The sequence below is a fragment of the Nannocystis sp. genome (genome assembly GCF_016714285.1).
GTDB lineage: Bacteria > Myxococcota_A > Polyangia > Nannocystales > Nannocystaceae > Nannocystis.
Map to the genome: position 1 here is coordinate 263864 of NZ_JADJNN010000004.1, position 26596 is coordinate 290459.

The window sequence follows — 26596 nt, forward strand, 5'->3', positions numbered from 1 at the left end:
CCGCCACCGCGACGCCAAAGCCGGCGCCCGCTGCGTACCATCAGCCCCGCCACGGGCGACGCCAAAGCCGTCGCCCGCTGCGTGCCATCAGCCCCGCCACGACCACGCCGAAGCTCCACACCGGCGCCGGACGAGTGGTATAAGCCCCGCCGTGGCGACGCCCGCGCCGAAGATCTACACCGTCGCCGAGCTCGTCAACCGCGCCCACCGCTGCATCGAACACAACTTCAACGGCGTCCACGTCGAGGGCGAGGTCACCAACCTCCGCATCGTCAGCTCCGGCCACGCCTACTTCACCCTCCGCGACCCCGAGGCCCTCCTCCCGGTCGCGATGTGGCGCTCCGCCCTCGTCCGCCTCCGCTTCCAGCTCCACGACGGCCAGCGCGTCCGCGTCTACGGCCGCCCCGGTATCTACGCCGCCCAGGGCAAGTTCCAGCTCTACGCCGAACGGGCCGAACCCGCCGGCCAGGGCGCCCTCCTCCTCCAGCTCGAGCAGCTCAAGGCCCGCCTCGCCGCCGAGGGCCTGTTCGCCCGCGAACGCAAGCGGCCCCTGCCGCGCTGGCCCCGGGTCATCGGCGTCGTCACATCAGCCACCGGCGCCGCCATCCACGACATCCTCAAGGTCGCCCGCCGCCGCTGCCCGGTCCGCATCCTGCTCGCCCCGGCCCAGGTCCAGGGCGACGACGCCCCGGCCAGCATCGTCCGCGCCCTCACCCGCCTGCAGGCCATGCCCGGCGTCGAGGTCATCATCCTCGGCCGCGGCGGCGGAGCCAGCGAGGACCTCTGGGCCTTCAACGACGAGGCCGTCGCCCGGGCCGTCGCCGCCTGCCGCGTCCCAGTCGTGTCCGCCGTCGGTCACGAGGTCGACACCACGATCTGCGACCTCGTCGCCGACCTGCGCGCCGCCACCCCCTCGCACGCCGCCGAGCTCGTCGTCCCCGACCGCGACGCCTGCCTCGCCCAGTTCGCCCAGCTGCGCCGCCGCCTCGGCCTGGCCGCCCACCGCCGCCTCCTCAACGAACAGAGCCGCCGCGAGCGCGCCACCCACCGCCTCCACGCCCTCGCCCGCCGCGTCTTCCTCCCGCCCCGCCGCCGCCTCGCCGCCCTCCTCGCCCGCCTCGAGGCCCTCCACCCCCGCCGCCGCCTCGACCTCGACCGCAAGCGCCTCGCCGCCCTCCTCGCCCGCCTCCACCAGCACCACCCCCGCCACCGCCTCGGCCTGACCCGCCGCCGCCTCGCCGCCCTCCTCGCCCGCCTCCACCAGCAACACCCCCGCCACCGCCTCGACCTCGACCGCAAGCGCCTCGCCGCCCTCCTCGCCCGCCTCCACCAGCAACACCCCCGCCACCGCCTCGACCTCGACCGCCGCCGCCTCGCCAACGCCCTCCTCGCCCTCTCCCAGCGCGGCTCCCAGCTCCCCGCCGCCGCCCGCCTCCGCCTGGCCACCGCCGCCAGCACCCTGCACGCGCTCAGCCCGCTCGCCGTGCTGGCCCGCGGCTACACGGTGGTCCGCGACGCCCAGGCCCGCATCGTCCGCGACGCCGACCAGGTCCAGCCCGGCGACGAGCTCGACCTCCACCTCTCCCGCGGCGCCCTGCGGACACGTGTCCTGGCCCGCACCGAGTGATCGGTCACGCCTCGGCAAAAACGCGACGCCTCATTCGCGTAACAACCCGCTTGAACGCCTGACCCCCGGCCATATACTCGCAACCCATGGACCGGGGATGCCGCCGGTGGTTCGCGGCGCTGCGAATGCTGCTCGTGGCGGCGTGCGTGTGCCTGCTGGGCGCCGCATCCCGCGGCGAACGCAGCGGCCTCCCGGAGCTCGCGGCCAGCATCGCCGAGCTCGCCGCCAGACCGGCCCACGCCGAGGCCGTCGGCCTCCCCGTCCCCGGCCCGGCCGTGGTCGAGGAGTCGAGCGAGGACCCGCGCAGCGCCGAGGAAGATGACGAGCTCGCCCACGGCCCACGCCCGGGCCTCGCCATCCTCGCCCCCGGCATCGCCGGCGTGCACAGGATCCGCGGCCCGCCCGCGGCCCTCGGCAGCGTCACCTGGCAGCCCCGGAGCTCGAGGGGTCCCCCCGCGCAGATCTAGAGGTCCCACCATCATCTGTCCCAACAGACAGGTGCTTCGTCCTCTCGTCTGTGCCCCTCGAAAGCCCCATGAACAACCTCAAAGTCCCCAAGGACGGCCTCGCCGGCTTCACGGAGAACCTCCGCGCCGACCTCATCTCCGGCTTCCTCGTGTTCCTGATCGCCCTCCCGCTGTGCATCGGCATCTCGATGGCCAGCGGCTTCCCTCCGGTCGCCGGCCTCTTCACCGCGATCATCGGCGGCGTCATCGTCAGCTTCTTCTCGGGCGCCCCGATCACGATCAAGGGCCCCGCCGCCGGCCTCATCCCGATCGCCGCCGGCTGCATCGAGGCCCTGCGCGCCGACCCCACCGTCAGCAACCCCTACCTGGCCGCGCTCGCCGTCGTCACCGTCGCTGGCGTCCTCCAGATCCTGTTCGGCCTGGTCCGCGCTGGCAAGCTCACCGACTTCTTCCCGACCGCCGCCGTGCACGGCATGCTCGCCGCGATCGGCATCCTGATCATCTCCAAGGAGATCCACGCCGCCCTCGGCGTCACCTCGGCGGCCAAGTCCGCGATCGGCCGCATCGCCGACATCCCCCACAGCTTCACGCACATGAACCCGCAGATCGCCCTGATCGGCGGCATCAGCCTGCTCATCCTGATCGTGATGCCGCGGATCAAACACCAGCTCGCACGCAAGGTCCCGGCGCCCATGCTCGTGCTGGCCGTCGCCATCCCGCTCGGGCTCTTCTTCGAGCTCGAGCACACGCACAGCTACATGATGTTCGGCAGCGAACACAAGATCGTCAGCACCGAGCAGCTCATCACCCTCCCGGCCAACATCGGCGACGCCATCGCCTTCCCCGACTTCAGCCACATCCTCACCAGCGCCTCGATCCAGTACATCATCCTGTTCGCCCTGATCGGCAGCATCGAGTCGCTCGCCAGCGCCAAGGCCATCGACACCCTCGATCCCTACAAGCGCAAGAGCAACTTCAACAAGGACCTGCTCGCCGTCGGCATCGGCAACACCGCCGCCGGCCTGGTCGGCGGCCTGCCGATGATCTCGGAGATCGTCCGCAGCAGCGCCAACGTCAACAACGGCGGCAAGACCCGCTGGGCCAACTTCTGGCACGGCATCTTCCTGCTCGGCGTCCTCGCCCTGGTCCCCGGCGTGCTCCACTACATCCCGCGCGCGGCCCTCGGCGCCATGCTGGTGTTCACCGGCTTCCGCCTCGCCTCGCCCAAAGAGTTCGCCCACATGCTCCACGTCGGCAAGGAGCAGCTGTTCATCTTCCTCGTCACGATCGTCGTCACCGTCGTCGAGGACCTCCTGTTCGGCATCATCGCCGGCATCGTCACCAAGATGATCATCCACCTGGTCCGCGGCGCCCCCATCTCCGCCCTGTTCAAGCCCGCCATCGTCGCCCACGACGAGGGCGACCACGTCCGCCTCGAGGTCCCAAAAGGCCGCGATCTTCAGCAACTACCTCGGGATCAAGAGCCGCATCTTCGCCGTCGACCCCGGCAAGGGCATCGTCGTCGACCTCAGCGGCGCCCGCCTGGTCGACCACAGCGTCATGCAGTACCTCCGCGAGCTGACCACCGACTTCGCCGCCGCCGGCCGCAGCTTCAAGGTCATCGGCCTCGAACACCACGTGCCCTACTCGCACGACCCCACCGCGGCCCGCCGGCTCCCCACCTGACCCGGGCCCCGGGCCCGGCCCGACCTGGGCATTACCCGGCCGATCTCCCGCGAGCCCACCAAGGCCCGCAAGACTTGCAACCCCACCGGCCCGGACGCCTCACGGCGCCCGGGCCGCCGTAATTTTGCCCTCCGAACGAGCCCACAGGGCGGCTCCCGGGCTTGTGCTCCCTTGCCCCACAGCGCCTCCATATCCACGTTCTGCACAAAATTTGCCCAGCCCCGCGATCTAGTGGTTGCGCCCCACCCCGCCCACCGCCTACCGTGAGATTCTCCCGCGTGATGTGAAAATCGCGCATTCCTACCAACCACGGCTCCGATAAACCCCGGTCCAGGAGAAGCAGGCACATGCGCGACTCGACAACCGCAACAACCCGAAGCTCCCACGTGCAACGCCTTGCACGGCTCTCGCTGGCCCTCGGCGCCCTCCTCGGCCTCGCCTGCGACCCCGGCGAACCGGGCCAGCGGTTGGGCGGGCTCCACCTCATCGACCACCCGGACCTCCCGGTCCAGGCGATGCACTTCGAGCCCAACGCCGCCGCCCTGCCCACCCTCACCGCCCAGCACCGGACCACCACGATGGCCACCACGGCGGAGACAACCCCGGTCCTCGCCGAGGTGTTCTGGACCGCCCGCGAACCCAAGACCCCGCAGCAGCAGGCGACCGAGTGGGGCCTCAAGTTCAGCGACCTCGCCGCCCTGAACCCGGAGCTCGACCCGGCCACCACCCTCGCCGAGGGCACCCGCCTCAAGGTCTACCAGCACGACCCCGCGAACCCTCCGCAGTCGATCGGCTCGCCGAACCGAGGCAAGCTGCGCAACGCCATGCCCCTGCCCGAGGGCGACGCCTGGCGCCTGCGCCCGGTCCGGCGCCGGGCCTGGGGCACCCACACCACCGTGACCTCGCTGGTCGAGGCCTTCGAGTCCTACGGCGAGCACTTCCCCGACGGCCCGAAGATCCGCGTCGGCGAGCTCGCCAAGCGCACCGGCGGCCGCATCTCCCCCCACGCCTCGCACCGCTCCGGCCGCGACGTCGACATCGGCTACGTCTTCCGCGGCGATGACGATGGCGAGGACCGCTGGCGCTTCATGCACGAGAGCAACTTCGACGCCGAGAAGAACTGGTACCTCATCCAGGAGATCCTCGCGTCCGGCAAGGTCCAGACCATCTACATCAGCAAGAAGCTGCAGAAGCTGCTCCACGCCGAGGCCGCCAAGAGCCTGCCCGAGGCCGAGCTCGCCGCCCTCTTCGAATATCCTCGCACCGAGCAGAGCCCGCACGCCACCTTGCAGCACTGGAAGGGCCACCACAACCACATGCACGTCCGCTTCCAGTGCGAGCCCGGCAACCCCCGCTGCCGCGCCCGCGGCCACTAGCACGGGCTCAACTGTCTTCGCGGGCACCCGCCCCGGCTTGCCCGCGCCGCCCCGGCCGGGCATCGTCGCCGCCGTGTCCGCACCGCTCATCGACCTCCGCGACCAGGTAGCGATCATCACCGGCTCGAGCCGCGGCATCGGCCGCGCCATCGCCGAGACCATGGCCCGCGCCGGCGCCCGCGTCGTCATCTCGAGCCGCAAGCGCGAGGCCTGCGAGGCCGTCGGCGCCGGCATCCGCGACGCTGGCGGCCAGGCGATCGTCGTCCCCTGCAACATCTCCGAGCGGGCCCAGGTCGAGCACCTCGTCGACTTCACCCTCCAGACCTGGGGCCGCGTCGACACCCTGGTCTGCAACGCCGCCAGCAACCCCTACTTCGGCCCGATCACCGGGGTGCCCGACGAGGTCTTCACCAAGATCATGCACAACAACGTGCTCGCCAACCTCTGGCTGGCGCGCCTCGTCGCCCCCGGCATGCGCGACCGCCAGGGCGGCAGCATCATCCTCGTCTCGAGCATCGGCGGCCTGCGCGGCGACGCCTTCCTCGGCGCCTACAACATCTCCAAGGCCGCCGACATGCAGCTGGTCCGCGGCCTCGCCGTCGAGCTCGGCCCCGCCAACATCCGCGTCAACGCCATCGCCCCCGGCCTCATCAAGACCGACTTCGCCAAAGCCCTGTGGGAAAACCCCGAGCTGCTCGCCCGCCTCGAGCGCAGCACCCCGCTCGGCCGCATCGGCGCCCCCGACGACATCGCCGGCCTCGCCGCCTTCCTCGCCTCGAGCGGCGCCCACTTCCTCACCGGCCAGACCATCGTGGTCGACGGCGGCCTCACCACCGCCGCCGCCTGGTAGCCCTGCTCGAGCACGAACCTGGCCCGAGGGACATCCTGCAGGGCGGCCTCACCGCCGCCTGGTAGCCCTCCGCGAACCTACTCGAGCCCCACGCTGCTGCACGTACAACCCGCCACGCCCTCGCCGCAGCTGGCGGGCGCGCTCTGGTTGCCCGCCGCGTAGCTGATCGCGATCCGCCGCGGAGCCGCCTGCGCGTGCGCGTCGACCCGGGCCCACAGCGCCGCACCCTCCTCACCGCCGGCGATCGCCGCCGCGTCCGCGTTGGTCAGGAACGGCAGCAGCAGCGAGCCCTGCCCCTCCATCGCCGGCGGCTGGATGCCCAGCGTGTACGGCCCCGCCAGCACGCACGCCGCCGGGTCGAACTCGCCGAACACATCCGCCGGACACGCCGCGCCCGTGACCCCCGGGTGATAGAACGCCAGCGCCGCCTCGCAGCCGTCCGCGTCGCAGCGGTTGGCCCACTTGAACGCGTACTTCGCCAGCGTCAGGCACGGGTGCGCGCAGGTCGTCACCGAGATCGCCAGCTTGTCGCCCGGCTTCACCGCGTCGCTGACACAGAAGGTCCCGCGAAAGAACGGCATCGTCACGTCCGCGAGGTCGCCCTCCGCCATCGCGGTGCAGCCCTCCGGCGTGTCGCAGACCACCGGCTCCGCGGTGTCCACGGTGGTCGTCATCACCCCGCCGGTCGGCGTCGTCGTCTCGTCACCGCCGGTGCTCCCGCCAGTGCTCGCCACGCTCGCCGTGGCCTCGCCCGTGCTCGCGTCATCACCGTTCTGACAGCCCAGCGCGAACCCCAGCGAGACCCACCCCAGCCACCGCGTCGCCACGATCATCGGCCCAGTGTAACTGCCCCCACGCGCCGCCCCGGCGATCTTTCGCCGGGTCTCGCCGGCCCCAACCGGCCCCAACCGCCGCCTTCGCAACCGTCGCCCGGCCTTGCCGATCCCCGGGTCCCGTGCGAGCGTCCCGCGATGCTCAACCTTCGCATGTGGTCCCGCGCCCTGCGGGTGATCCCGCGGGTCAGCAAGGACGAGTGGGCCCGACTCGACCTCGTCAGCCGCTGGCTCATCGCCACCCGCGCGGCCGTGTTCGTCATGACCGCCGTGTCCGCCGGCATCGGCGGCCTGCTCGCCCTGCGTGACGGCGTGTTCTCCGGCCCCCGCTTCCTCGCCTGCCTGCTCGGGCTCGTGTTCGCCCACGCCACCAACAACCTCCTCAACGACCTCACCGACCACCTCAAGGGCGTCGACAAGGACAACTACTTCCGCGCCCAGTACGGCCCCCAGCCGCTCGAGCACGGCCTCCTCAGCATCGCCCAGGTGCTCCGCTACGCCGCCTTCTCCGGCGCCGTCGCCCTCGCCGCCGGCATCTACCTGGTCCTCGAGACAGGCGGCGTCACCCTCAGCCTGCTCGCCGCCGGCGTGTTCTTCGTGCTGTTCTACACCTGGCCGCTCAAGTACATCGGCCTCGGCGAACCCGCGGTCCTGCTGGTCTGGGGCCCGCTCATGGTCGGCGGCACCTACTTCGTGGTCAGCGGCGGCCACTACGACCCGAGCGTCACCTGGATCTCGCTGGCCTACGCCTTCGGCCCGACCGCCGTGCTGTTCGGCAAGCACACCGACAAGCTCGAGGCCGACCGCGCCAAGGGCATCCGCACCCTCCCGGTCCTGCTCGGCGAGCCGCTCGCGCGCCTCGTCGTCATCGCCATGCTGGTCACCCAGCTGCTCCTCACCGTCGGCCTGGTCGCCCGCGGCGCCCTCGGCTGGCCGCTCCTGCTGGTCCTGCTCGCCCTCCCCAGCCTGCGCGACACCATCGCCGTGTTCCTGCGCCCGCGCCCCAAGACCCGCCCCGAGCGCTTCCCCGCCCACATCTGGCCGACCTACCTGGTCGCCTACGCCTTCCGCCACAACCGCGTGTTCGGCCTGCTCTTCCTGGTCGGACTGCTCGCCACGCTCGTCCTCGGCACCTGAGTCCCCACAAGACCAACGCACAAAGGCGGTCGACCACCCGGTCGACCGCCTTCACGACTTCACTCGCACGCGCTCAGGGGTTCGGCGCGGGCGCGGCCTCGGCCGCCGGAGCGACCGCAGCAGGCGCAGGCGCAGGCGCAGGCGCGGCCGAGCCGGTGCTCGGCGTGCAGATCGGCGCCGAGCTGGCGTCCTCCTGCACCTTGTTGGCGACCTGATAGCAGCCCCACACGACCTCGAGCTCGCGGCACGAGCCCGGGTTCAACTCGATGAACTTCGCGGCCTTGGCCCGCGCCTCCGGGGTCGGCCCGATCCCCGGCTCGACCCACACCAGCTGCAAGCGCCCGAGGATCTCCTTGGTCAGCCCGACATTGATGCTCTCCCGGGCCGCCGCGCTCTCCACACACTGGTTGTAATCGACGATGTTCTGCATCACGCAGACATTGCCCTGGGTCATGACATACCCGGCTTCACAGCCGCCAGGGGCGCTCGAGCCCTGGTTCTTGCAGGCGGCGGCACTGAGGGCGGTGGTGGCGAGGGCGAGGACGGCGAAAGTACGGAGCATGGGAGAGGCCTCAATCCTGGTTCGAGGCCCATCTTATGCCACAGCCACCGAGCCAGGGCACGAAATTCGCCATTCCCGCGTAACCGCCAGATAAACGCCGTTATCTCGGCTCAAGGCCCGGCGGGAGCCGATCGTCGATCCATCACCGCAACGCCACCGCCACCGCCGCGGCGACCTGCGACGATCGTCACCGGACCTCGCGGCGACATCATGTGCTGCGGCAGGGCTCACCCCAGCCCACATGCCAAAACCCACCGTGGATCAGCCTGCGTCGCGGGCACCTCGTGGGCACCTCGTGGGCACTTCGCCAGCTCGTCCGATCTGTCCCTTGAGACATCCCGCCACCACCCGACCGGGCGCCGCTCCCAGGCCGCTCCCAGGCCGCTGCGCCCCGCTGCGCCCCGCTGCGAGCAGGCGCCCTTGCGCGCGCACAGGATCGCGCCGGCCCCGACGATCGCCACGGAGCACGGCACACCGGTGTTACCATCCTCGCTCGCCGCGTCGCTGTCAGGCCCGGCGAGACTTCATCCAAGGAGAGGATCGTGAACCTTCAAGCTCTCGGTCGACCGGGGGATCGCCGCGCCTATCCCCGCGTCACGTGCACGCTGTCCTGCGCCGTCGCCGGCCTCGGCGAGGGCCGCGTCCTCAACGTGTCCGACGGCGGCGCCTTCGTCGCCCTGCCGGAGACCCAGGTCCACCCGCCGCGCCTGATCCACCTCCGCCTCGGCATCAGCGAGCCGCCGATCGAGCTCCCCGCCGAGGTCGTCCGCGTCACCACCCTCGCGCCCCAGGGCATCGGCCTCGCCGTGCAATGGAAGGGCGTCCAGGAGACCGCCAGCGAGCAGATCCACCGCTTCGTGCTCGCCCGCCTGCTCGCCGAGATCGCCGAGATCATGGAGGGCGACCCGCGCCCCGTCGATCCTCGCAACGTCCAGGTCGTGCACTCCGTCGAGTCCGTCGCCGCCGCGATGCGCCAGATGATCGAGCGCGAGGGCCCCGTCCCCGGCAACCTGTTCCAGCGCGACGTCGGCGAGCTCGTCGACATCCAGCTGGTCGCCGCCGACCACCGCGAGGTCGTCGTCCTCCTCCGCGACCCCGCCGCCCGCAGGCCCGAGCCCGGCGACCACGTCCACCTCACCCTCACCCGCGGCTCCTTCAACGCCCACGCCCACGCCGCCGTCCGCGGCCGCAGCGGCGAGCGCGTCAGCCTCGAGGTCCCCACCACCCTCACCGTGTTCGAGCTGCGCCGCGCCCCCAGGCGCGCCCCCACGGCCGAGGAGATGTACGTAGCGATCCCCGTGCCCTACCCGCCGGGCCGCAAGCTGCGCTGCGAGGTGCTCGACATCTCGAGCACCGGCCTCGCCTTCAAGCTCGAGCGCGACGCCCCCTACTTCCTCCCCGGCACGCCGCTGCGCGAGGTCGCGATCCTCGGCGCCCGCGGCGACGGCGAGCGCCGCAAGTCGGCGCAGGTCATGCACATCACCCCGGTCAACGACGCCGCCGGCAACATCGACCACCTCCGCGTCGGCATCGACTTCGGGATCACCGACGACGCCTTCGCCAAGGGCGCCCGCCCGCGCGCCGCCGGCGAGAAGCGCTCCGCCAGCTTCGTCGAGAAGATGGGCCTCCTGATCGGCCGCCTGGTCCCGCGCCGCGGCCCGACCACCGCCTCGCTCGCCTCCGGCAACGGCGTCGAGGTCGTGCGCATGCCCAACAAGCGGCGCGAGGATGTCGTCGCCCTCATCAACACCACCCCGCGCGCCGGCCGGCGCCTGCACGCGCCCGTCATCATCATCCCGCCCGCCCACGGCAAGCGCAAAGAGTCGACCAGCGTGCTCGCCCAGATCCTGGTCGAGTCCTTCGCCAAGGCCCGCCGCGACGTCGTCGTGCTCCGCTTCGACGGCGTGCGCAACATCGGCGAGAGCTACAAGGACCCCGACTGTCGCGAGCCCGGCCGCGAGGCGATGCGCTCGACCCTCTCGCAGGCCGTCGACGACATCAACACCGCGATCGACTACGTCTACAACAACCCGATCTTCTCGCCCAGCGAGGTCGTGCTGTGCTGCTTCAGCCTGCAGGGCGTGCCGGGCCGCCGCGCCGCCTTCATCGACCAGGGCAAGCGCCTCCACTACCTGATCGGCGTCAACGGTGCCGTCGCCGCCCAGGAGATGATCCGCAACGCCTCCGGCGGCATCGACTACGTGGCCCAGCGCGCCAGCGGCCGCCACATCGGCCCCGCCTCGATCCTCGGCATCTCCCTCGACGGCGACCCCTACGCCGACGACCTCATCCGCAACGGCCTCGCCTTCGTCGGCGACGCCAAGCGAGAGATCGCCGCGATCCCGATCCCCGTCACATGGTTCCTCGGCCGCCACGACGCCTGGATCGACCCGGCCACGATCCGCGAGTTCATCGCCGTCCCCGCCAGCGCCCCGCGCGAGCTCATCGAGCTCGACATCGGCCACCTCCCGCTGACCTCCTTCGAGGCCTTCACCCTGTTCTCCCAGATCGTCCGCTGCATCGGCAAACAGCTGCTGCACGAGGACCTCGAGCCCGCGATCCCCGACCCCCGCGAGCTGGTCCGCGTGCGCCAGGCCGAGTGGCGCCGCGTGCCCAAGAGCCCGCTCCCCGACCGCCGCTCCTACTGGCAGGAGTACCTGCTCGGCAACGCCGAGCACAAGGTCGGCTACGACGTCCTGAACGCCTCCGACGACTACCTCGCCTTCCTCGACCGCGAGGCCGAGCTGCTCGACCTCCGCCCCGAGCACGTCATCGCCGACATGGGCTGCGGCACCGGCAACTTCGCCGCCCGCCTGCTGCGCCGCCGCGGCCACAAGACCCGACCGATCTGCGCCCGCCTCGCGCTCGTCGACTTCGTCCCCGACGCCCTCGACAACGCCGAGCGCAAGCTCCACGCCCTCGCCCAGGAGCGCGACCTCTCGCTCCCCGCCGTCTCGCGCCACCTCGTCAACCTCGACATCTCCCCGCTGCGCACCCTGCGTCGCTTCGTCGCCGGCGAGCTGTTCGGCTACGACGCCCTCAAGGGCATCATCCGCGGCCTCAGCGACTACTCGATCGACACCTGGCGCGCCCACGAAGACTGGCGCCTCCACGACATCGTCCGCGGCCGCGAGCTCGACAAGCAGGACCTCGCCTACGTCCGCGCCAACTTCCCCGCCGACGAGCAGGAGGTCATCCTCGACACCAACCGCCTCACCCGCTGGCTGCGCGGCCGCTGGAGCGCCGACGACCTCACCCGCGACGGCCGCAGCCGCGTCGACCGCGGCGAGGCGCTGCTCGCCAGCGACCTCAAGCTCAGCCGCCTCACCCTCAAGACCAGCGACAACGTCGAGCGACTCCCCTTCGCCGACGCTAGCCTCGACCGCATCAACTGCAGCCTGGTCCTCAGCTACCTCAGCAACCCGCTCGAGCTGCTCCGCGAGTTCCACCGCGTGCTCCGCCCCGGCGGCCGCATCGTCATGTCGTCGATGCTGCCCGACACCGACATGAGCAAGATCTACCAGCGACTGCTGCGACGCATCGAGACCGACCCCGCCCTGCCGCTCCCGCCCGGCATGGACCGCGCCACCTTCGCGGGCGAGATGCGCCACTTCCTCAGCGCCGCCGCCTTCCTGTTCATGCTCGCCGAGGAGGGCCAGTTCGCCTTCTTCTCGCGCGAGGAGATGTGCAACCTCTGCGAGCGCGCCGGCTTCCGCCGCGTCGAGAGCCACCTCGCCTTCGGCGAGCCGGCCCAGGCCCACATCACCGTCGGACTGCGATGAGCCAGGCCCCGGATCTCAGCTTGCTCGCCGCGCCCCTGCCCCGGGACGAGGCCTTCACGCGCAAGCTCCGCGGCGAGATCCGGGCCGGCTACCAGCGCGCCACCTACCTCAGCATCGCCCTCATCCTCGGCTTCGCGATCCTCGACGCCACGACCGTCGCGCAGGCCGGCCTGATGTACACCTTCTTCGCGCTGCGAGCCGGCATCTGCGCCCTGCTCTTCGCCCTGCTGCGCGTCAGCCAGCACCCGCGCCTGGCCCCCCACGTCGAGTTCATCGCCATGCTCGGCGCCGCCTCCACCGGCGGCGTAATCGCCCTGATGAGCGCCCTCTACATGGGCCACGAGAGCTACTACTACGCCGGCATGAGCCTCACGCTGGTCGCGATCGGCGTGCTGGTCCCGGTCGGCCCCGCCTCGCTCGCCGGCGCCGCCCTGGCCATCTACCTCAGCTTCATCGTCTTCCTGCAGTTCCTCGATCCCACCCCGCTGGCCGACTGGAACTGGAACGTCTTCGTCGCCAACAGCATCTTCCTCATCGTCACCGCCGCCGTCGTCGTCATCGGCGCCTTCATCAACCACCGCCTGCGCCGCCAGGCCTTCGACGCCGCCTGGGAGCAGGAGCGGGCCTCCGAGGAGCTCCGCCTCGTCAACGAGCGCGTCAAGCAGAGCTACCTCGAGATCTCGGAGAAGAACCGCGAGATCGAGGACGCCTACCGCAGCAAGTCCCAGTTCCTCGACAACATCTCCCACGAGCTGCGCACCCCGCTGACCTGCATCCTCACCCCGCTCGAGGGCCTGCTCGCCGGCAACGCCCGCGGCGAGCTGCGCGGCGTCTTCGAGGACATGCACAGCGCCTCGCGCCAGCTCTACGACCTCATCAACGACCTGCTCGACTACTCCAAGTACGGCTCGCGCGACCAGCCGACCCAGCGCGACCCCGTCGACCTCCGCGCCGTCGTCGACGAGCACGTCCGATCATTCAAGCCGACCGCCCGCCAGCGCATGCTCACCCTCGAGTGGGAGCCGCCCGCCGAGCCGCTGATCGCCCGCGGCAGCGCCCGCGAGCTCGGCAAGGTCGTCCGCAACCTGATCTCCAACGCCGTCAAGTTCACCCCGTTCGGCGGCCGCATCAGCGTCACCCTCGGCGGCGACGACCTCGCCGTCACCCTCAAGGTCGTCGACACCGGCATCGGCATGAGCCCCGAGGTCCAGGCCAAGCTCTTCACCCCCTTCTACCAGGGCGACGCCACCTCGACCCGCGCCTTCGAGGGCACCGGCATCGGCCTCGCCCTCGTCAAGACGATCGTCAATCGCCACGACGGCGGCATCGCCGTCACCAGCGCCCAGGGCCAGGGCACCACCATGACCGTCACCCTCCCGCGCAGCCCGCTCGACCCCACCGAGTTGGCCGGCATGGAGGCTGGTATGGACGCCGGCATGGACACCAGCATCAGCACCGGGCCCGACCTCCGCAGCGACCTGGCCGTCGACATGGGCGTCGACATGGCCGCTGGGGCCAGCATCCTCGCCCCGGTCCTGCAGTTCTCCGAGCCCTCGCAGAAGATCCTCGTCACCGAGGATCTGCTGCAGCCCGAGCCCCGCCGCGTCGACGTCGTCGGCCCGCCGCTATCACCGACGCAGGCGGGCAACTTCGACGACGGCCGCATCCCCGACGCAACGCCGCTGCTCGGCGAACACCTGCCCCAGGCCCGCGTCCAGCGCTCGCGCATCCTCGTCATCGACGACCACCCGGAGATCGTCCGCCTCATCGCCCGCCTGCTCGCCCCGGTGCACGACATCATCACCGCCAGCAACGGCGAGGAGGGCCTCCAGAAGGTCCACGACGAGCGCCCCGACCTCGTCATCTCCGACGTCATGATGCCCAAGATGAGCGGCTTCCAGCTGGTCGAGCGCCTGCGCGAGGACCCCGAGACCGCCCGCCTCCCCGTCCTCCTCCTCACCGCCCGCGCCGACGGCCACGACCGCGTCCGCGGCCTGCGACGCGGCGCCAGCGACTACCTGATCAAGCCCTTCCTCCCCGAGGAGCTCAAGGCCCGCGTCGACAACCTCCTGCGCCACCAGCACTACGAGAGCTACATGACCCGGCTCAACGAGGAGCTAGAGGCCGACAAGAACACCCTCGAGGGCCGCGTCCACGGCCTCTTCGTCGACACCGTGCGCACCCTGGTCGCCGCCATCGACGCCAAGGACACCTACACCGGCGGCCACTCCGAGCGCGTCAGCTTCTTCTCCGTCCGCATCGCCGAACAGCTGAAGCTGCCGCGCCCGATGGTCCGCACCATCGAGCTCGGCGCCCTCCTCCACGACGTCGGCAAGATCGGCATCCCCGACCGCGTCCTCAACAAGCCCGGCGCCCTCACCCTCGACGAGATCGAGATCATCCGCCAGCACACGATCTTCGGCGGCCAGATCCTCGAGAAGTCGCCCGAGCTCGCCGAGCTGCGCCGCTTCGCCCTCCACCACCACGAGCGCTGGGACGGCACCGGCTACCCCGACCGCCTCGCCTCCGTCGACATCCCCCAGAGCGTCCGCGTCGTCAGCGTCGCCGACTGCTGGGACGCCATGGTCTCCGACCGCATCTACCGCGCCGGCATGGAGCCCCAGGTCGCCGCCGAGAAGGTCGCACGCCTGGGCGGCACCCAGTTCGACCCCGAGGTCGTCGAGGCCATGATGTCGGTCTGGCGCCAGCTCGAGCTCCCGCCCTACCTGCGCCCGCTCAAGTCCCGCATGGTCCCGCACGAGAACCGCGCCAGCCCCCGCGTCAGCGAGTGCGGCGAGACCTACCACGTGCACGAGTGACACCGCCGACCACCGCTGCGCCTGACGGCGCCCCACACCCGCCACGTGTTCATGCAACGCCGACGCACGCGCCTCACACCCCGCACGCCCGCTCGATCGCCGCGTAGATGAACGCGGTCAGCGTCACCTTCGCCCCGCGCAGCACCGACAGCCCGAGGTGCCACGAAGCCCGATCCTCCGCGCCCTCCGGCGTGTAGTTGTACCAGTGCAGCAGCTGCCCCGCGCGCAGCCCGATCGTCGCCGGTGGCCGCGCCCGCGGGAAGCAGGTCTCGCCGCCGAGCTCCGGCCCCACCAGACAGAGCATCGCCGTAGCGACCAGATGCAGCCCCGCGAACTCGTAGGTGTCGAGGTGCGGCGGATGCCCCTCGCCGACCGCGTAGCGACGAAAGCGCAGCGTCCCCCCGACCTCGTTGCGCAGCCCGACCGTCGCCTCGATCCGCCCTGCCACCGCGGCGATCAGCGGGTCGCCCGCGATCGGGAGCTCGCACGAAAAACCGGTGCGGTCGTGCCGACTCGCGACCCCCCGCGCCGCCCGCCACGCAGCATCCCCGGCCAGCGCCAGCAACCTCTCGACCTCCGCCGGCGCCACCAGCCCCTCCGCGAGCCACAACCGCGGCGACCCGCGCAGCGACAGCAACCCCGACAACTCGCCCATCGGCATCAGCCCCGCCGACTCACCCACCGGCATCAACCGCGACTCACTCGCTGCCGGGCTTCTGCGCCACCTTCTGCGCCTGCTCCTCGGCACTCACCTTCTGCCCCTGCTCCTTCGCGCTCGCCTTGCCGTCCTGCTCCTGCTTCTGCGGCCCCGCCTTCACCTGCTGCTCCTGCTTCTGCACCGCGCTGGCCTTCGACTCCTGCTCTTGCTTCTGCACGTTCGCCTTCTGCGCCTGCTCCTTCTGCGGCCCCGCCTTCACGTCCTGCTCCTGCTTCTGCACCGCGCTCGCCTTCTCGTCCTGCTCGCTCGCCCCCGGCGACTTCTTGGCCTGCTCCTGCTTCTGCACCGCGCTCGCCTTCTCCTCCTGCTCCTTCGCCGGCCCCGCCTTGACGTCCTGCTCCTGCCTCTGCACCGCGCTCGCCTTGTCCTCCTGCTCCTGCGGCGCCAGGTCCTTCTTTTTCTGCTTCTCCTTCATCGCGCTCCCCTTCTCCTCCTGCTCCTGCACGGGCCGCGCCTCCAGCTTGTTGTGCTGCTCCATCTTGCTGGTCTGCTCATTCCGCTGCTGCTGCTGCTGCTGCGTCTGCACCTTCGCCTGCTGCTCGCGCTGCATCGGCGTCTTGTGCTCCTGCTCCTGCGCGGCGACCTTCTGCTGCTGCTCGGCCTCACGCTCCCGCGCCGCGAGCTCGTGCTGCTGCACCTTGGCCTGCCGCTCCGCCTGCGCCTGCTGGGCCGCCCCCTCCTTCACCTTCTGCTCGTCAGCCCGCGCCTGCTCGCTCGCCTTGAACAGCTGCTCCGCCTGCACCTGACCCTTCTGCTCGCCCGCCGCCGCCGCGCCGAGCGGGGCCAGCCCCGCCGTCACCGCCCCGGCCGCCGCCAGCGACAGCACCTCGCGCCGCGACAGCCCGCGACTCGCGGCCGGCGGCGCCACCCGGGCGACCATCAGCTCCGCGTCCGCGAGCTCGTCGAGCGCCCGCCACACCGCGTCGACCGGGGCCCCGACGAGCACCGCCAGGTCATCGACCGACCGCAGCCCGTCGGCGTGCAACCACACCGCCGCGGCGACGCCGACCAGCTGGACCGGCTCTCGCTGCGGGTGCCGCAACACCAGACCCGCCGCAACCTCCGTAACCGCGAAACCCTCGACCATCGCCCGTGGATGCATGGCCTGCCAGCTAGCCACGGGGCCCTACAGGGGTCAAGGCGCGCGAGTGCACAGCGCGTGCCCGCTCCGCCTCAGCGCGTCCCCAGCGTCACGATCACCACCAGCGAGCCGCTGTCCTTGCCCTGCTTCACCTGGGCGACCCCGAGCCCCGCCGCCCCGAGCGACGCCTGCTTCCACACCGCGAGCCCGTCGAGCGCCGCGAAGTTCGGCGCGAGCACCTCGTGATGCGCGATGGTCTGGTACGCGAGCCCCTCGATCGCCGCGTCGTAACGCTGCTCCGCCGCCGCCTTCTTGCCGGCCGCGATGCCCTCCGCCAGCGCCTGCGACGGCCCGAACAGCGCGGTGTCCCACACGACCGGCCGCAGCCCCGCCGCCGCCCGCAGCCCGTCCACCCGCGCCCGCAACCCGGCCACCGGATCCGCCGGCAGGTCCGCCCCGAGCTTCGCGTAGAAGTTCTGCGTCAGAAAGATCGGCCGCGGCGCCCCGGCGGCCGACGTCTCCGGCGCCCCGATCACCGCGCCGATGCCGACGTGCGTGACGTCGGCCGCGAGGATGTTGACCCGATGCCCCGGGCTCGCCATCAAGCTCTCGTGGATCCCCCGCGGCCCGTAGCCGCGCGCCACGTTCTCCCGCACCACCGCCATGCTGAGCCCCGCGCGGCGAAACCGGGCCTCCACGTCGCCGCTCGTCGGCGAGTCGTGACCCACGAAGTTGTGGGACAGCATGTCCTGGCTGTGCCCGAGAGCCACCGCCGCCGCCGCGTTGTCCCACTGCAACGCCGCCAGCCCCTGCCGCGCCCGCGTGTTGTTCAGCGCCGCGAAGTTGGAGCGCGCGACGTCCTGCGCGCTCACCTCCGGCCCGATCCGCTCGACCTCCACCCGCAACGACAGCGGCGCCTTGACACCGCAGTACACGGGAAGTTGGCGACCACCTCGGGACCGTACGCCCCCTCCGCCAGCAGCTCGACCTGATACGCCCCGCGCCCGCGATCGCAGCGCAGCTGCGCCGCGAACTCGCCGCGATTCACCCGCGCCGCCAGCGTGGTCCAGCGCCCCTCGGCGTCGACAACCTCGAGCGAGGGCTGACTCCGCTTGCCGAGCAGCCGCCCCTTGAGCGCGATCGTCCCGCCCACCGCGACCTGATTGGCGAACGGATCGATCTGCGCCCCGCGCTCCGACACCGCGACCACCAGCCGCGTCGTCCCGTCCGCCTGCGCCGCCGCGCCCGCGCCGATCCACCGCGGCCCGCTCCCCAGCAGCCCCGCGCGCGTCGCCGTGATCACCGAGCGCAACGCCTCACGACACGACTCGCTGATCTGCGCCCCGCACGGCGCCCCGCCGGCCGGCAGCTCGACCACCGCCAGCCGCGGTGGCGGATCGACGAGCCCCGCCCACGCCATCACCCCGTCGACCAGCGAGCCCGGCACCGTGCTCCCGTCCGGCGCGCTGCGGGCCAGCTCCCGCGCCGCCCGACTGAGCCCCGGCTCGTGCCGCACGTCCCCACCTTGCAACCCATCGACCAGCGCCTGCTCGGCCGCCGTCAAGGTCTGCGCCACCGGCACCCCGTAGCGCTGCGCCGCCGGCCCCGGCAGCTTGACCTCGACCACCTCCACCGAGATCCCCGCGACCACCGGCGCCGCCGTGGCCCCGTCCGCCAGCGCCTCGCCAGCACCACCACCGCGGCCCGACCCGGCCCCGCTCGCGCCGCCCGGACCACCCGCACAACCTGTCCCGAGAGACAGGGCCACCATCAGCCCCCAGCGTCGCGCCGTCACAACCCCCACCATACGTGCTTCGTCTCGTGGGTGCATCACTGCAGTTCGAGCTCCGCCGCGTTGCCCCACGCGTGAAAGTCCGGCGCGCGGGTCGGGCTCAACGCCAGCGCATCGGTGCGCTTGCGATCCGGCCGCTCGAGCCGGAACGCGTTGACGCGCAGCCGCATTCCCGGCGCCGGCGGGCACACGAGCCCAGTCTCCGCGCACAGCTCCGACCACGGGATCGCCAGCTCCGTCGACCACCCGCGGTCACGATCGTCGGCCGCCCCGACCGTCCCGGCCACCATGACGGCCGCACGAAAGCTCGAGTCCCACGCCTCGTCGCCCGCCCGGTAACGCGGGAAGCGAGCGTCGAAGGTGACCCCCCGCGCCGACACCTGATACTCGAGGTATCGCGTCCCCTCGCCGCTCGCCGCGACGAAAAATTCAAACGCCTCCTGCCTGTACAACGGATCGTCCTGCGCCGTGTACTCGCTCCACAGATCCGAATCGGGCAGGCTCGCCGCCACATACAGCGCCGCGTCATCCCAGCCGATCCGCACCATCGTCCCCCGCCCCGGCGCCAGCGCATCGTCCCCGATCGCCTGCAGCTCCACCGCCGTCGCCGTCGGGTCCGGCTCACCATCGAGGCTCTGCGCCAGCAACAGCGTCGGCCGCTCCACCCACGCCGCCTCCGTGATCGTCCCGTCGACCACGACGCCGCGCACCCGCGTGGCCGTCACCCGCGTCGGCCGCGTCACCACCGGCAGCACCGCCAGCACGCCCGCGCCACGATCGAGCCGCGGCCCGCTGCGCGCCATCAAGGTCGACGCACCACGCCGCAACTCGAGCACCAGCACCGCCTGCTCCGCGTGCCACTCGCTCGCCAGCTCGAGCGTCGCCGTCATCACATCATCCACCACCGTCGCCCGCACCCAGCGGTCGCGCCGATCGGCCCCCGGCGCCACCAGCCGCCGCGACTGCCCCGCGACCTCCTGCCGCCCCGCAGCCCGCGGCGCCCGCAATCCGACCCACGCCTCGACTCCATCCGGCAGCCCCGTCAACCCGGCCCGCACCGTCACCGCCGACCCCGGCTCGACCCGCGCCGGCGAGACCACGCGCGCCCCGACCCGCACCCCCTCGAAAAACACAATATCCCCCGCGAACGACTCACCGCTCGCCCAGCTCGTCGGCTCGGCCGGGCTCTCGGCCAGCGCCGCGACGTCATCGCCACAACCAGCGACCACGCCGACCAGCAACGAAGCCATGTACCTACGCACGAGCACCCACGCGCAGAACATCACGCGCCGCGCCCCCTGTCCAGAGCAGGACGCCACGCCCGCAAGACCCCCACGGCACCCGCGCAGGACATCACGCCGATTATCAACCCCCGCCGAACAATCCCGGCAACCAAAGATCGCTTCCCCAGCCCCACAGCGCGGCCCACACTGCGATCGGAGCCTCGCTTATGTCCTTCCACCCTCGCCCTTTGCTCGCCCATCAACAGCGCGCCCTCTCGGCCGCGGCTGGCCTCGTCGGTCGACCCCGCCTGCATGCCGGCCTACTCCTCACCCTCGCCTGCGCCTGCGGCCCCATCGACGGCGCTGGCAACGACGACAGCATCGGCGACAGCGACACCTCGCTCACCGCCGCCGACAGCAGCACGAGCCTCGCCCCCACCACCGGCGACCCCGGCTCGACCAACGACGACCCGGCCCAGACCAGCAGCACGACCAGCGGCGACACCCTCCTCACCGACGCCAGCACGACCCTAACCACCACGAGCGGCACCGACGCCACCACCACGAGCGGCACGGACGCCACTACCAGCGACGCCACCGGCACCGGCGGCCTCGACGACTGCTTCCTCGACCGCACCACCATGGAGGTCGACTGGGCCTGCTGCGAGGCCCAGAACTGGATGCCCAGCCCGCAGTGCACCCCCTGGGGCCCCCCCGCGCCCCCGGTCGCCGACGGCCGCTTACAGGCCGCCCGCCGGGCCCGGCAGGTGCTCGCGTGAACGCCAACCTCGACCTCGCCGGCGCCGCCCGTCGCGCCCAACTCGACCTCGCCGACGCCGCCCGACGCGCCCACCTCGACCTCGCCGGCGCCGCCCGACGCGCCCACCTCGACCTCGCCGGCGCCGCCCGACGCGTCGGCCTCACGCTCACCACCGCCGAGCTCGCCGGCCTCGACGACCACGCTCGCCTGTCCGCGATCGCCACCTGGCGCGGCCGCATGATCAACGAGCACGTCTCGGCCCGCGTGTTCGCCAGCCTCGAGCGCCAGCTCGCCCGCGCCGGTCGCCCCACCGACGCCCGCGCCGCCGCCCGCATGGTCGGCGACGAGCACCGCCACGCCGAGCTCTGCGCCGCCGTCGTCGAGGCCCTCGGCGGCGCCCCAGCGGCCGAATTGCCCGAGCTCCCCGCGGTCCCCGAGCACGCCGACGCCGACCCCCTCGAGGCCGCCCTGCGCAACGTCCTCTCGATCTCCTGCCTGAGCGAGACCGTCGCCGTCGCCCTCATCGACGCCGAGCGCCGCGCCGCCGGTCCGCCCGCCCTCGCCACGCTGCTCGCCCAGATCGTCGCCGACGAGGTCCAGCACGCCCGCTCCGGCTGGCGCCTGCTCGAGGACTGCGCCCCGCGCCTCGGCCCCGACCTCCGCGCCCGCCTCGACGACTACCTCGTCCTCGCCTTCGCCCACCTCGTCGAGCACGAGCTCGCCCACCTCCCCGCGCGCCCCGCCCCCTCGCCCGCCGCCGAGGCGATCGGCGTCTGCGACGGCCTCGGCGCCCGCCAGCTGTTCTTCGCCACCGTCGAGCAGATCATCGTCCCCGGCCTGCAAGCCCACGGCCTCGACGCCGTGGGCGCGTGGCGAGCCGCTCAGCGGATCGGCGCCGCCGCCAGCAGCCCCGCCAGCGCCCCATAGATCTCCGCCCGCGGATCGTCCCCGCGATATACCAGGCGAAAATAATCGGCGCGCAGCACCACCCGCGGGAACAGCCGCCGCAGCCGTCGCAGCCGCAGCTCCGCCGCGATCATGTACTCCGGCAGCACCGCCACCCCCTCGCCCGCCAGCACCATCGCCTTGACCGCCGCCCCCAGCCCGAGCCAGCGGTGCCCCGCAAATCGCGGCAGCGTCGGCGCCCCCTCGGCCTCGCTGAAGTAGCGATAGAGCGGCAGCCCGGCGTCGATGTCGAGCAGCACGTGCCCGGCCGCCTCCTCCGGCCGCGTCAGCGGCCGCCGCCGCAGCAGCCCCGGCGCCGCCACCAGCGCGTAGCGCTCCTCGTGTAGGCGCGCCCCGACCAGCCGCAGATCGTGGATCTGCGTCGAGGTCACCGCGCACTCGATCAGCCCCGCCCGCAGCCGCTCGGTGATCTCATGACCTGACCCAAAGAACAGGTGCATCGTGAGCTGCGGCAGCGCGGCCCGCAGCCCCGGCAGCAGCGGCACGATCCACGACATCCCCAGCTCGAAGCGGGTCCCGAGCGTCAGCTCCACCGGCGCCGGCGCGCCCTCGCCCCGGGCCGCGCGCACACACGCCGCCGCCTCGCCCAGGCACGCCCGCGCCCGCGGCAGCAGGGCCAACCCCGCCGGCGTCAGCTGCACCGACCGCGTCGTCCGCTGAAACAGCCCCGCCCCGAGCTGCTCCTCGAGCACGCGGATCCGCTGACTGAGCGCCGCCGGCGTCAGGCCGACCACCTTCGCCGCCGCCCGAAAGTTCAGCCGCTCCGCCGCCGCGACGAAGCAACGCAGGCTCTCGATCGCCGGCAGATCCATCGAGGCAGTATCCGCCAGCGCGAGCCGCCGCAGGCAATAATCCCCACCGCCACGAACCCCGACACCTCTCGTCGCGCCAGCCCTCCCGCAGTACGGTCCCGACGTGCCTTTCCCCGTCTCATCGGCGGCCCCATCCGCCACCTCAGAACCTGATCCCGAACCCCTGCTCAGGCGGCCGCACCCGCCCCGCGTTCGCGTCGAGGTCATCGGGCCGATCGTCCTTCGCCGCCTTGACCGCGAACGCCGTGATCGCCGCTCCGCTCGCCGCGATCGCCAGGATCGTCACCCAGAAGTACCACTTCTTCGCGATCTTCTCCTTCGGCGGCGGCGCTGCCGGCTTCGGCTTGACCGGCTCCGGCTTCGGTAGCAGCGCCTGCTCGCGCTCGCTTCGCGCCTGGTCGAGCGCCGCGCGCCGCGTCGACGCCGGCTCGTCCGCGACTGTCCCCCGGGACATGTCCTCGAGGTCAGCCAGCTCCGCCGCCGCCTCGCTGCGCTCCGGCGATCCCTTGGCCGCCAGGTCGCGCTGCTGCGTCCGCGCCGTCCGGGCGCAGGCGAAGTCCGCCTGACGCTCGCACACCTCCGCCTCCGCCGCCCAGCTCGCCGCGCTCGGTGCCGCCTTGCGGGCCGACTCGGCCAGGCTGCGCGCCGCCGTCAGGTCACCGCTGGCGAGCGCCGCCGCCACGCTGGCCGGCTCTGCCTCGCCCGTCGGCGCCGCCGCTCGCAGCGTGACCGGGCTGAACGCGAGGGCGAGGCAGACGACGAACGAACACGGCTTAGAGGTCATAGACATCCGGCTTGAGCGGCGGATCGCCGCCGGTGCTCGGCGGTGGAGTCCGCTTTGTACCACCCTCGCGCGGCTTTTTCTTGCCCGGCCTCGGCCTCGTCGCGGGCGCCCCGACGACCTCCTGCACCCCGCTCGCCGCCCCCGCCGAACCGACGTCCTTCGCCGGGCCGTCCCCCGCGATCTCCCCGGCGCCGTCCTTCGCCGCGCTGTTCCCGACCCTCGCAACCCCAGCCTCGGGCGTCGCGGCCCCCGACCGCGGCCCGGCCCGCGGCCCGCCCTCCGCTGGCGAAGCCGCCTGCGTCACGGCCTCGCCTGTCGGAGCGGGGCCCGAGCTCCCAGCCTCGGTCGCGCCCCGCATCGTCCGCGCCGCGGTCCAGCCGATCCCGGCGACGATCACGACCACCACCGCCGCGAGCCCCAGCCCCCGCCGAACCGGCCGCGTCGCCGCACCTGTCCCTCCGGACAGCCCAGCGTCGATCGGCCGCGTCGCCGCACCTGTCCCTCCGGACAGCCCAGCGTCAATCTGCTGCGTCGCCGCGCCTGTCCCTTCAGCCAGCCCGATCGTCGCCACCCCGATCGTCGCCGCACCTGTCCCTGCGGACAGGCTCCCGCCCCCGATCACGACCCGCCGCAGCGCCGCCCCCTCCGCGATCATCAGCGCCGTCAGCTCGTCGGCCAGCGCGTCCCCGTCGCGCGCCCGCAGCTGCGGGTCCTTGCTCAGCAGGCGCATCGTCAGCTGCGCGACCCCGTCGGGGATCCCCCGCTCCGGCGCCGCCTGCCGCGGATCCAGCGGCACATTGTGCAGGTGCTGGGCGAGGATCGCCATGAAGCTCTCGCCCAGGAACGGCAGCGTCCCGGTCAGCGTCTCGTAGAGGATCACCCCCAGCGAATACAGGTCCGCCCGCCCGTCGATCGTCCCGCTGCGCGCCTGCTCGGGCGCCAGGTAGTAGGGCGTCCCGAGCACCGCCCCCGCCTGCGTGCGCACCGACGCCTCCGCCGACATCTCCGCCCCCGGCAGCAGCTTGGCCACCCCGAAGTCCAGCAGCTTCGCCTGCACCCCCGCCTCGCTGCTCGCCAAAAAAACGTTCGCCGGCTTGATGTCGCGATGCACCACCCCGACCCGGTGCACCGCCGCCAGCCCGCGCGCCAGCTCGGCCAGCAGCGGCACCACCTCCGCCGCGTCGCCCGGCCGCCGCAGCCGCTGCTCGAGGCTCTCGCCGCGCAGCAGCTCCATCGCCAGGTACACCTGCCCGTCCGCCAGCACCGCGCAGTCGAACACCCGCACGACCGCGGGATGCGGCACCTGCCCCACCAGCGTCGCCTCCTGGATCAGCCGCGCCGTCGCCTCCGGCGCGGTCGCCAGCCCGCGGCGCAGCAGCTTGAGCGCCATCGGTCGCTTCAGGAACATGTGCTCCGCCGCGTACACCCGGCCCATCCCCCCGGCCCCGAGCTCCGCGATCACCTTGTAGCGCCCGTCGATGACCGTCCCCGGCGCCAGCGGGGGATCGCCGGCCGGCAGACTCGGCGCCAGCTTCACGGTCGTCGCCGGAGCCATCGTCACCGTGACAAACGGGGGATCGCCGTCCGGCAAATTCGCAGGCGTCGTCGAAGCCAACCTCACCGCTGCGGCCGTGCCCGCGATCTCGCCGCCTTGCCCCGCCATGACCGCGTCGGCCACGGTATCATCCGGCGCGCGCCGGTGCTATATCGCGGCCCGTGGCCACGGGAACCAAGAAGATCGACGAGCTCGCCGCGCTCCTGGAGAAGACCGGCGGCGACGCCCAGCGCCTCGAGGTCGTGCGGCGGACCCAGAAGTTCAAGCGCTCCTGGATCGAGCTCGCCGAGGCCCTGACCAAGGTCCGCGCCAGCAAGGGCTACGCGCGCTGGGGCTTCGAGGACTTCTACGACTACTGCAGCCGCGAGCTCACGCTCAAGCGCGCCACCGTCGACAAGCTCACCATCAGCTACAACACCATCCAGACCCACGCCCCCGAGGTCCTCGAGTGGGACGGCGTGGCCAAGGCGATCCCAAGCTACGACGCCGTCGACTACTTCTCCCGCGCCGTCGGTCCGCCCGCCAACGAGCTCGACGAGCTCGACGGCGACGCCGACGGCAAGCCGAAGGGCAAGCCCAGGGGCGCCCCCGCACCCCGCGACCCCGAGCTCGTCCGCGAGATGAAGGCCGCCGTGTTCGATGAGGGCCAGCCCGTCGCCGAGCTGCGCAAGCGCTTCGACTCCGTCCTGCACCCGCGACCCAAGGGCGCCGAGCACCTCGAGCTGCTCACCAAGGCATCCGCCTGCGCCCGCAAGCTCGCCGAGCTGCTGCCCGACATCGACGGCCTCCCGGAGAAGCGCGTGCGCAAGCTCGAGGAGGAGCTCGGCGCCCTGCGTGAGAACCTCGAGAGCCTCGCCGAGCCGCTGCGTGAGCAGGTCGCCCGGGCCCAGAAGCGCATGCAGAAGCCGCCCAAGATGCCCGCGGCGCAGGCGGTCTAGCCGGCCCCCGATCGCCTCGCCATCGCCGATCGCCTCGCCATCGCCGCTCGATCGCCGCCTGATCGCCTCGCCGCTCGATCGCTCCCCGGGGAGCGTCGCCTGACGACCTCACCGCGGCGAACACCGTGCGAACGCTGCTCCTTCGCGTGCCCGTCCTGGTTACCGCCACACGGGCTCGCTTGCGCGCACGCTGCCGCCTCGCCGCGCGACAGCCCGAGCTGATAGGATGCCGCCTCGGGCGAGGGTCGGAGCGTGACACAGAACGCGAACAGCGAGTCGAGCACCTCGCCGGCCGCCCGGGACCAGCACCGGGTCGCGCCTCGCTCGCGCGCGGGCGGTGCGGCGTGAGCGGCCCGCACGAGCCCGAGGGTCTGCCGCCGAGCCCCGCCGCGATGGCGGCCGAGCTCTCGCAGCTGCGCGCCGCCAACCGCGAGCTCGTCCGGATCAACGAGCGCCTCGCCGCCGCCGTCGAGCAGCGCACCAGCGAGATGCTGCGAGCCCGCGACGCCCGGGCCCAGCTGCTCGCCGACGTCAACCGCGAGGTCCGCAGCCCGCTCGACGCCATCATCGGCTACGGCGAGCTGCTGGCCGAGGACCTCGAGGCCCTCGAGCTCTACGACCTCGCCCACGACGTCGCCAACATCCGCACCGCCGGCGAGGCCCTGCTCGCGCTGCTCGACGACCTCGTCGACCCGCACAAGCTCGGGCCGCGCTAGAGCGCCGTCCCGCCACAGCGCCGCACCCCAACGCCGCCAGAGCGCCGCGCCCCGCGATGTTGCCACTGCGCCGTCCCACCACAGCGCCGCGCCCGCCAGAGCGCACCGCCAG

The 26596-nt window shown here is 72.4% G+C and carries 22 protein-coding genes; 12 read left to right on the forward strand and 10 right to left on the reverse strand.

The annotated features are described in order from the left end of the window. The first annotated feature begins 151 nt into the window (after positions 1–151). The 5 genes from xseA to IPJ59_RS12095 all read left to right on the forward strand — a co-directional run bounded on the left by xseA (position 152) and on the right by IPJ59_RS12095 (position 6006). Entirely contained in the window at positions 152–1627 is a 1476-nt protein-coding gene (xseA, locus tag IPJ59_RS12075; RefSeq protein WP_293271667.1) for an exodeoxyribonuclease VII large subunit, read from the forward strand. An 86-nt stretch (positions 1628–1713) separates the two neighbouring features. After that, positions 1714–2094, forward strand: coding sequence for a hypothetical protein (locus IPJ59_RS12080; RefSeq protein WP_293271669.1), 381 nt, complete (start codon positions 1714–1716; stop codon positions 2092–2094). A gap of 68 nt (positions 2095–2162) precedes the next feature. Beyond that, on the forward strand, positions 2163–3902 hold the full coding sequence (locus IPJ59_RS12085) for a SulP family inorganic anion transporter (protein WP_293271670.1): 1740 nt from the start codon (positions 2163–2165) through the stop codon (positions 3900–3902). Between the two features lie 264 nt (positions 3903–4166). Continuing rightward, positions 4167–5156, forward strand: a complete 990-nt coding sequence (locus tag IPJ59_RS12090) for a penicillin-insensitive murein endopeptidase (protein ID WP_293271672.1) — start codon at positions 4167–4169, stop codon at positions 5154–5156. A gap of 73 nt (positions 5157–5229) precedes the next feature. Next, positions 5230–6006, forward strand: a complete 777-nt coding sequence (locus IPJ59_RS12095; RefSeq protein WP_293271674.1) for an SDR family NAD(P)-dependent oxidoreductase — start codon at positions 5230–5232, stop codon at positions 6004–6006. Positions 6007–6083: 77 nt separating this feature from the next. On the opposite strand, the gene IPJ59_RS12100 is transcribed toward IPJ59_RS12095, so the two are convergent. Beyond that, entirely contained in the window at positions 6084–6839 is a 756-nt protein-coding gene (locus IPJ59_RS12100; protein WP_293271676.1) for a hypothetical protein, read from the reverse strand. A 138-nt stretch (positions 6840–6977) separates the two neighbouring features. Here IPJ59_RS12100 and IPJ59_RS12105 point away from each other — a divergent pair, with 138 nt between their 5' ends. Then, complete coding sequence (locus IPJ59_RS12105; protein WP_293255763.1) at positions 6978–7976, forward strand: prenyltransferase; 999 nt, start codon at positions 6978–6980, stop codon at positions 7974–7976. A 73-nt stretch (positions 7977–8049) separates the two neighbouring features. On the opposite strand, the gene IPJ59_RS12110 is transcribed toward IPJ59_RS12105, so the two are convergent. Further along, on the reverse strand, positions 8050–8538 hold the full coding sequence (locus IPJ59_RS12110) for a hypothetical protein (protein WP_293271678.1): 489 nt from the start codon (positions 8536–8538) through the stop codon (positions 8050–8052). Between the two features lie 542 nt (positions 8539–9080). Between IPJ59_RS12110 and IPJ59_RS12115 the strand changes: the two genes are divergently transcribed. Beyond that, on the forward strand, positions 9081–12320 hold the full coding sequence (locus tag IPJ59_RS12115; RefSeq protein ID WP_293271680.1) for a PilZ domain-containing protein: 3240 nt from the start codon (positions 9081–9083) through the stop codon (positions 12318–12320). Further along, positions 12317–15139: an HD domain-containing phosphohydrolase gene (locus IPJ59_RS12120; protein WP_293271682.1), complete on the forward strand. Its 2823-nt coding sequence runs from the start codon at positions 12317–12319 to the stop codon at positions 15137–15139. The genes IPJ59_RS12115 and IPJ59_RS12120 overlap by 4 nt, the downstream gene beginning before the upstream one ends. 73 nt (positions 15140–15212) lie before the next feature. Here the strand turns inward: IPJ59_RS12120 and IPJ59_RS12125 are convergent, their stop codons facing one another. The 5 genes from IPJ59_RS12125 to IPJ59_RS12145 all read right to left on the reverse strand — a co-directional run bounded on the left by IPJ59_RS12125 (position 15213) and on the right by IPJ59_RS12145 (position 19998). Continuing rightward, a complete protein-coding gene (locus tag IPJ59_RS12125; RefSeq protein WP_293255751.1) occupies positions 15213–15827 on the reverse strand; it encodes a 2OG-Fe(II) oxygenase family protein in 615 nt (204 codons plus the stop codon). 10 nt (positions 15828–15837) lie between these two features. After that, entirely contained in the window at positions 15838–16959 is a 1122-nt protein-coding gene (locus IPJ59_RS12130) for a hypothetical protein (RefSeq protein ID WP_293271684.1), read from the reverse strand. Positions 16960–17030: 71 nt separating this feature from the next. After that, positions 17031–17810 (reverse strand): CAP domain-containing protein, encoded by a 780-nt coding sequence (locus IPJ59_RS12135; RefSeq protein WP_293271686.1) that lies wholly within the window; start codon positions 17808–17810, stop codon positions 17031–17033. Next, positions 17807–18709, reverse strand: coding sequence for a hypothetical protein (locus tag IPJ59_RS12140; RefSeq protein ID WP_293271688.1), 903 nt, complete (start codon positions 18707–18709; stop codon positions 17807–17809). Before IPJ59_RS12140 ends, IPJ59_RS12135 begins: the two co-directional genes overlap by 4 nt. Before the next feature lie 59 nt (positions 18710–18768). After that, a complete protein-coding gene (locus IPJ59_RS12145) occupies positions 18769–19998 on the reverse strand; it encodes a carbohydrate-binding family 9-like protein (RefSeq protein ID WP_293271690.1) in 1230 nt (409 codons plus the stop codon). A 203-nt stretch (positions 19999–20201) separates the two neighbouring features. On the opposite strand from IPJ59_RS12145, the gene IPJ59_RS12150 reads away from it, so the two are divergent. Further along, positions 20202–20732: a hypothetical protein gene (locus tag IPJ59_RS12150; protein ID WP_293271692.1), complete on the forward strand. Its 531-nt coding sequence runs from the start codon at positions 20202–20204 to the stop codon at positions 20730–20732. Further along, the gene (locus IPJ59_RS12155; RefSeq protein ID WP_293271694.1) at positions 20729–21640 is read left to right on the forward strand and encodes a ferritin-like domain-containing protein; all 912 of its coding nucleotides are present in this window, start codon (positions 20729–20731) and stop codon (positions 21638–21640) included. The genes IPJ59_RS12150 and IPJ59_RS12155 overlap by 4 nt, the downstream gene beginning before the upstream one ends. On the opposite strand, the gene IPJ59_RS12160 is transcribed toward IPJ59_RS12155, so the two are convergent. From IPJ59_RS12160 to IPJ59_RS12170, 3 genes are all read right to left on the reverse strand, one after another. Continuing rightward, entirely contained in the window at positions 21595–22491 is an 897-nt protein-coding gene (locus tag IPJ59_RS12160) for a LysR family transcriptional regulator (RefSeq protein WP_293271696.1), read from the reverse strand. The two genes, IPJ59_RS12155 and IPJ59_RS12160, sit on opposite strands and share 46 nt — an antisense overlap. Before the next feature lie 142 nt (positions 22492–22633). Next, complete coding sequence (locus IPJ59_RS12165; protein ID WP_293255730.1) at positions 22634–23275, reverse strand: hypothetical protein; 642 nt, start codon at positions 23273–23275, stop codon at positions 22634–22636. After that, positions 23265–24830, reverse strand: a complete 1566-nt coding sequence (locus IPJ59_RS12170) for a protein kinase domain-containing protein (protein WP_293271699.1) — start codon at positions 24828–24830, stop codon at positions 23265–23267. The genes IPJ59_RS12165 and IPJ59_RS12170 overlap by 11 nt, the downstream gene beginning before the upstream one ends. 161 nt (positions 24831–24991) lie before the next feature. Here IPJ59_RS12170 and IPJ59_RS12175 point away from each other — a divergent pair, with 161 nt between their 5' ends. Both IPJ59_RS12175 and IPJ59_RS12180 read left to right on the forward strand, forming a co-directional pair. Continuing rightward, positions 24992–25768, forward strand: a complete 777-nt coding sequence (locus IPJ59_RS12175) for an NADH dehydrogenase [ubiquinone] iron-sulfur protein 5 (RefSeq protein ID WP_293255724.1) — start codon at positions 24992–24994, stop codon at positions 25766–25768. 344 nt (positions 25769–26112) lie between these two features. Further along, positions 26113–26484, forward strand: a complete 372-nt coding sequence (locus IPJ59_RS12180; RefSeq protein WP_293255721.1) for a histidine kinase dimerization/phospho-acceptor domain-containing protein — start codon at positions 26113–26115, stop codon at positions 26482–26484. Positions 26485–26596: the final 112 nt, after the last annotated feature.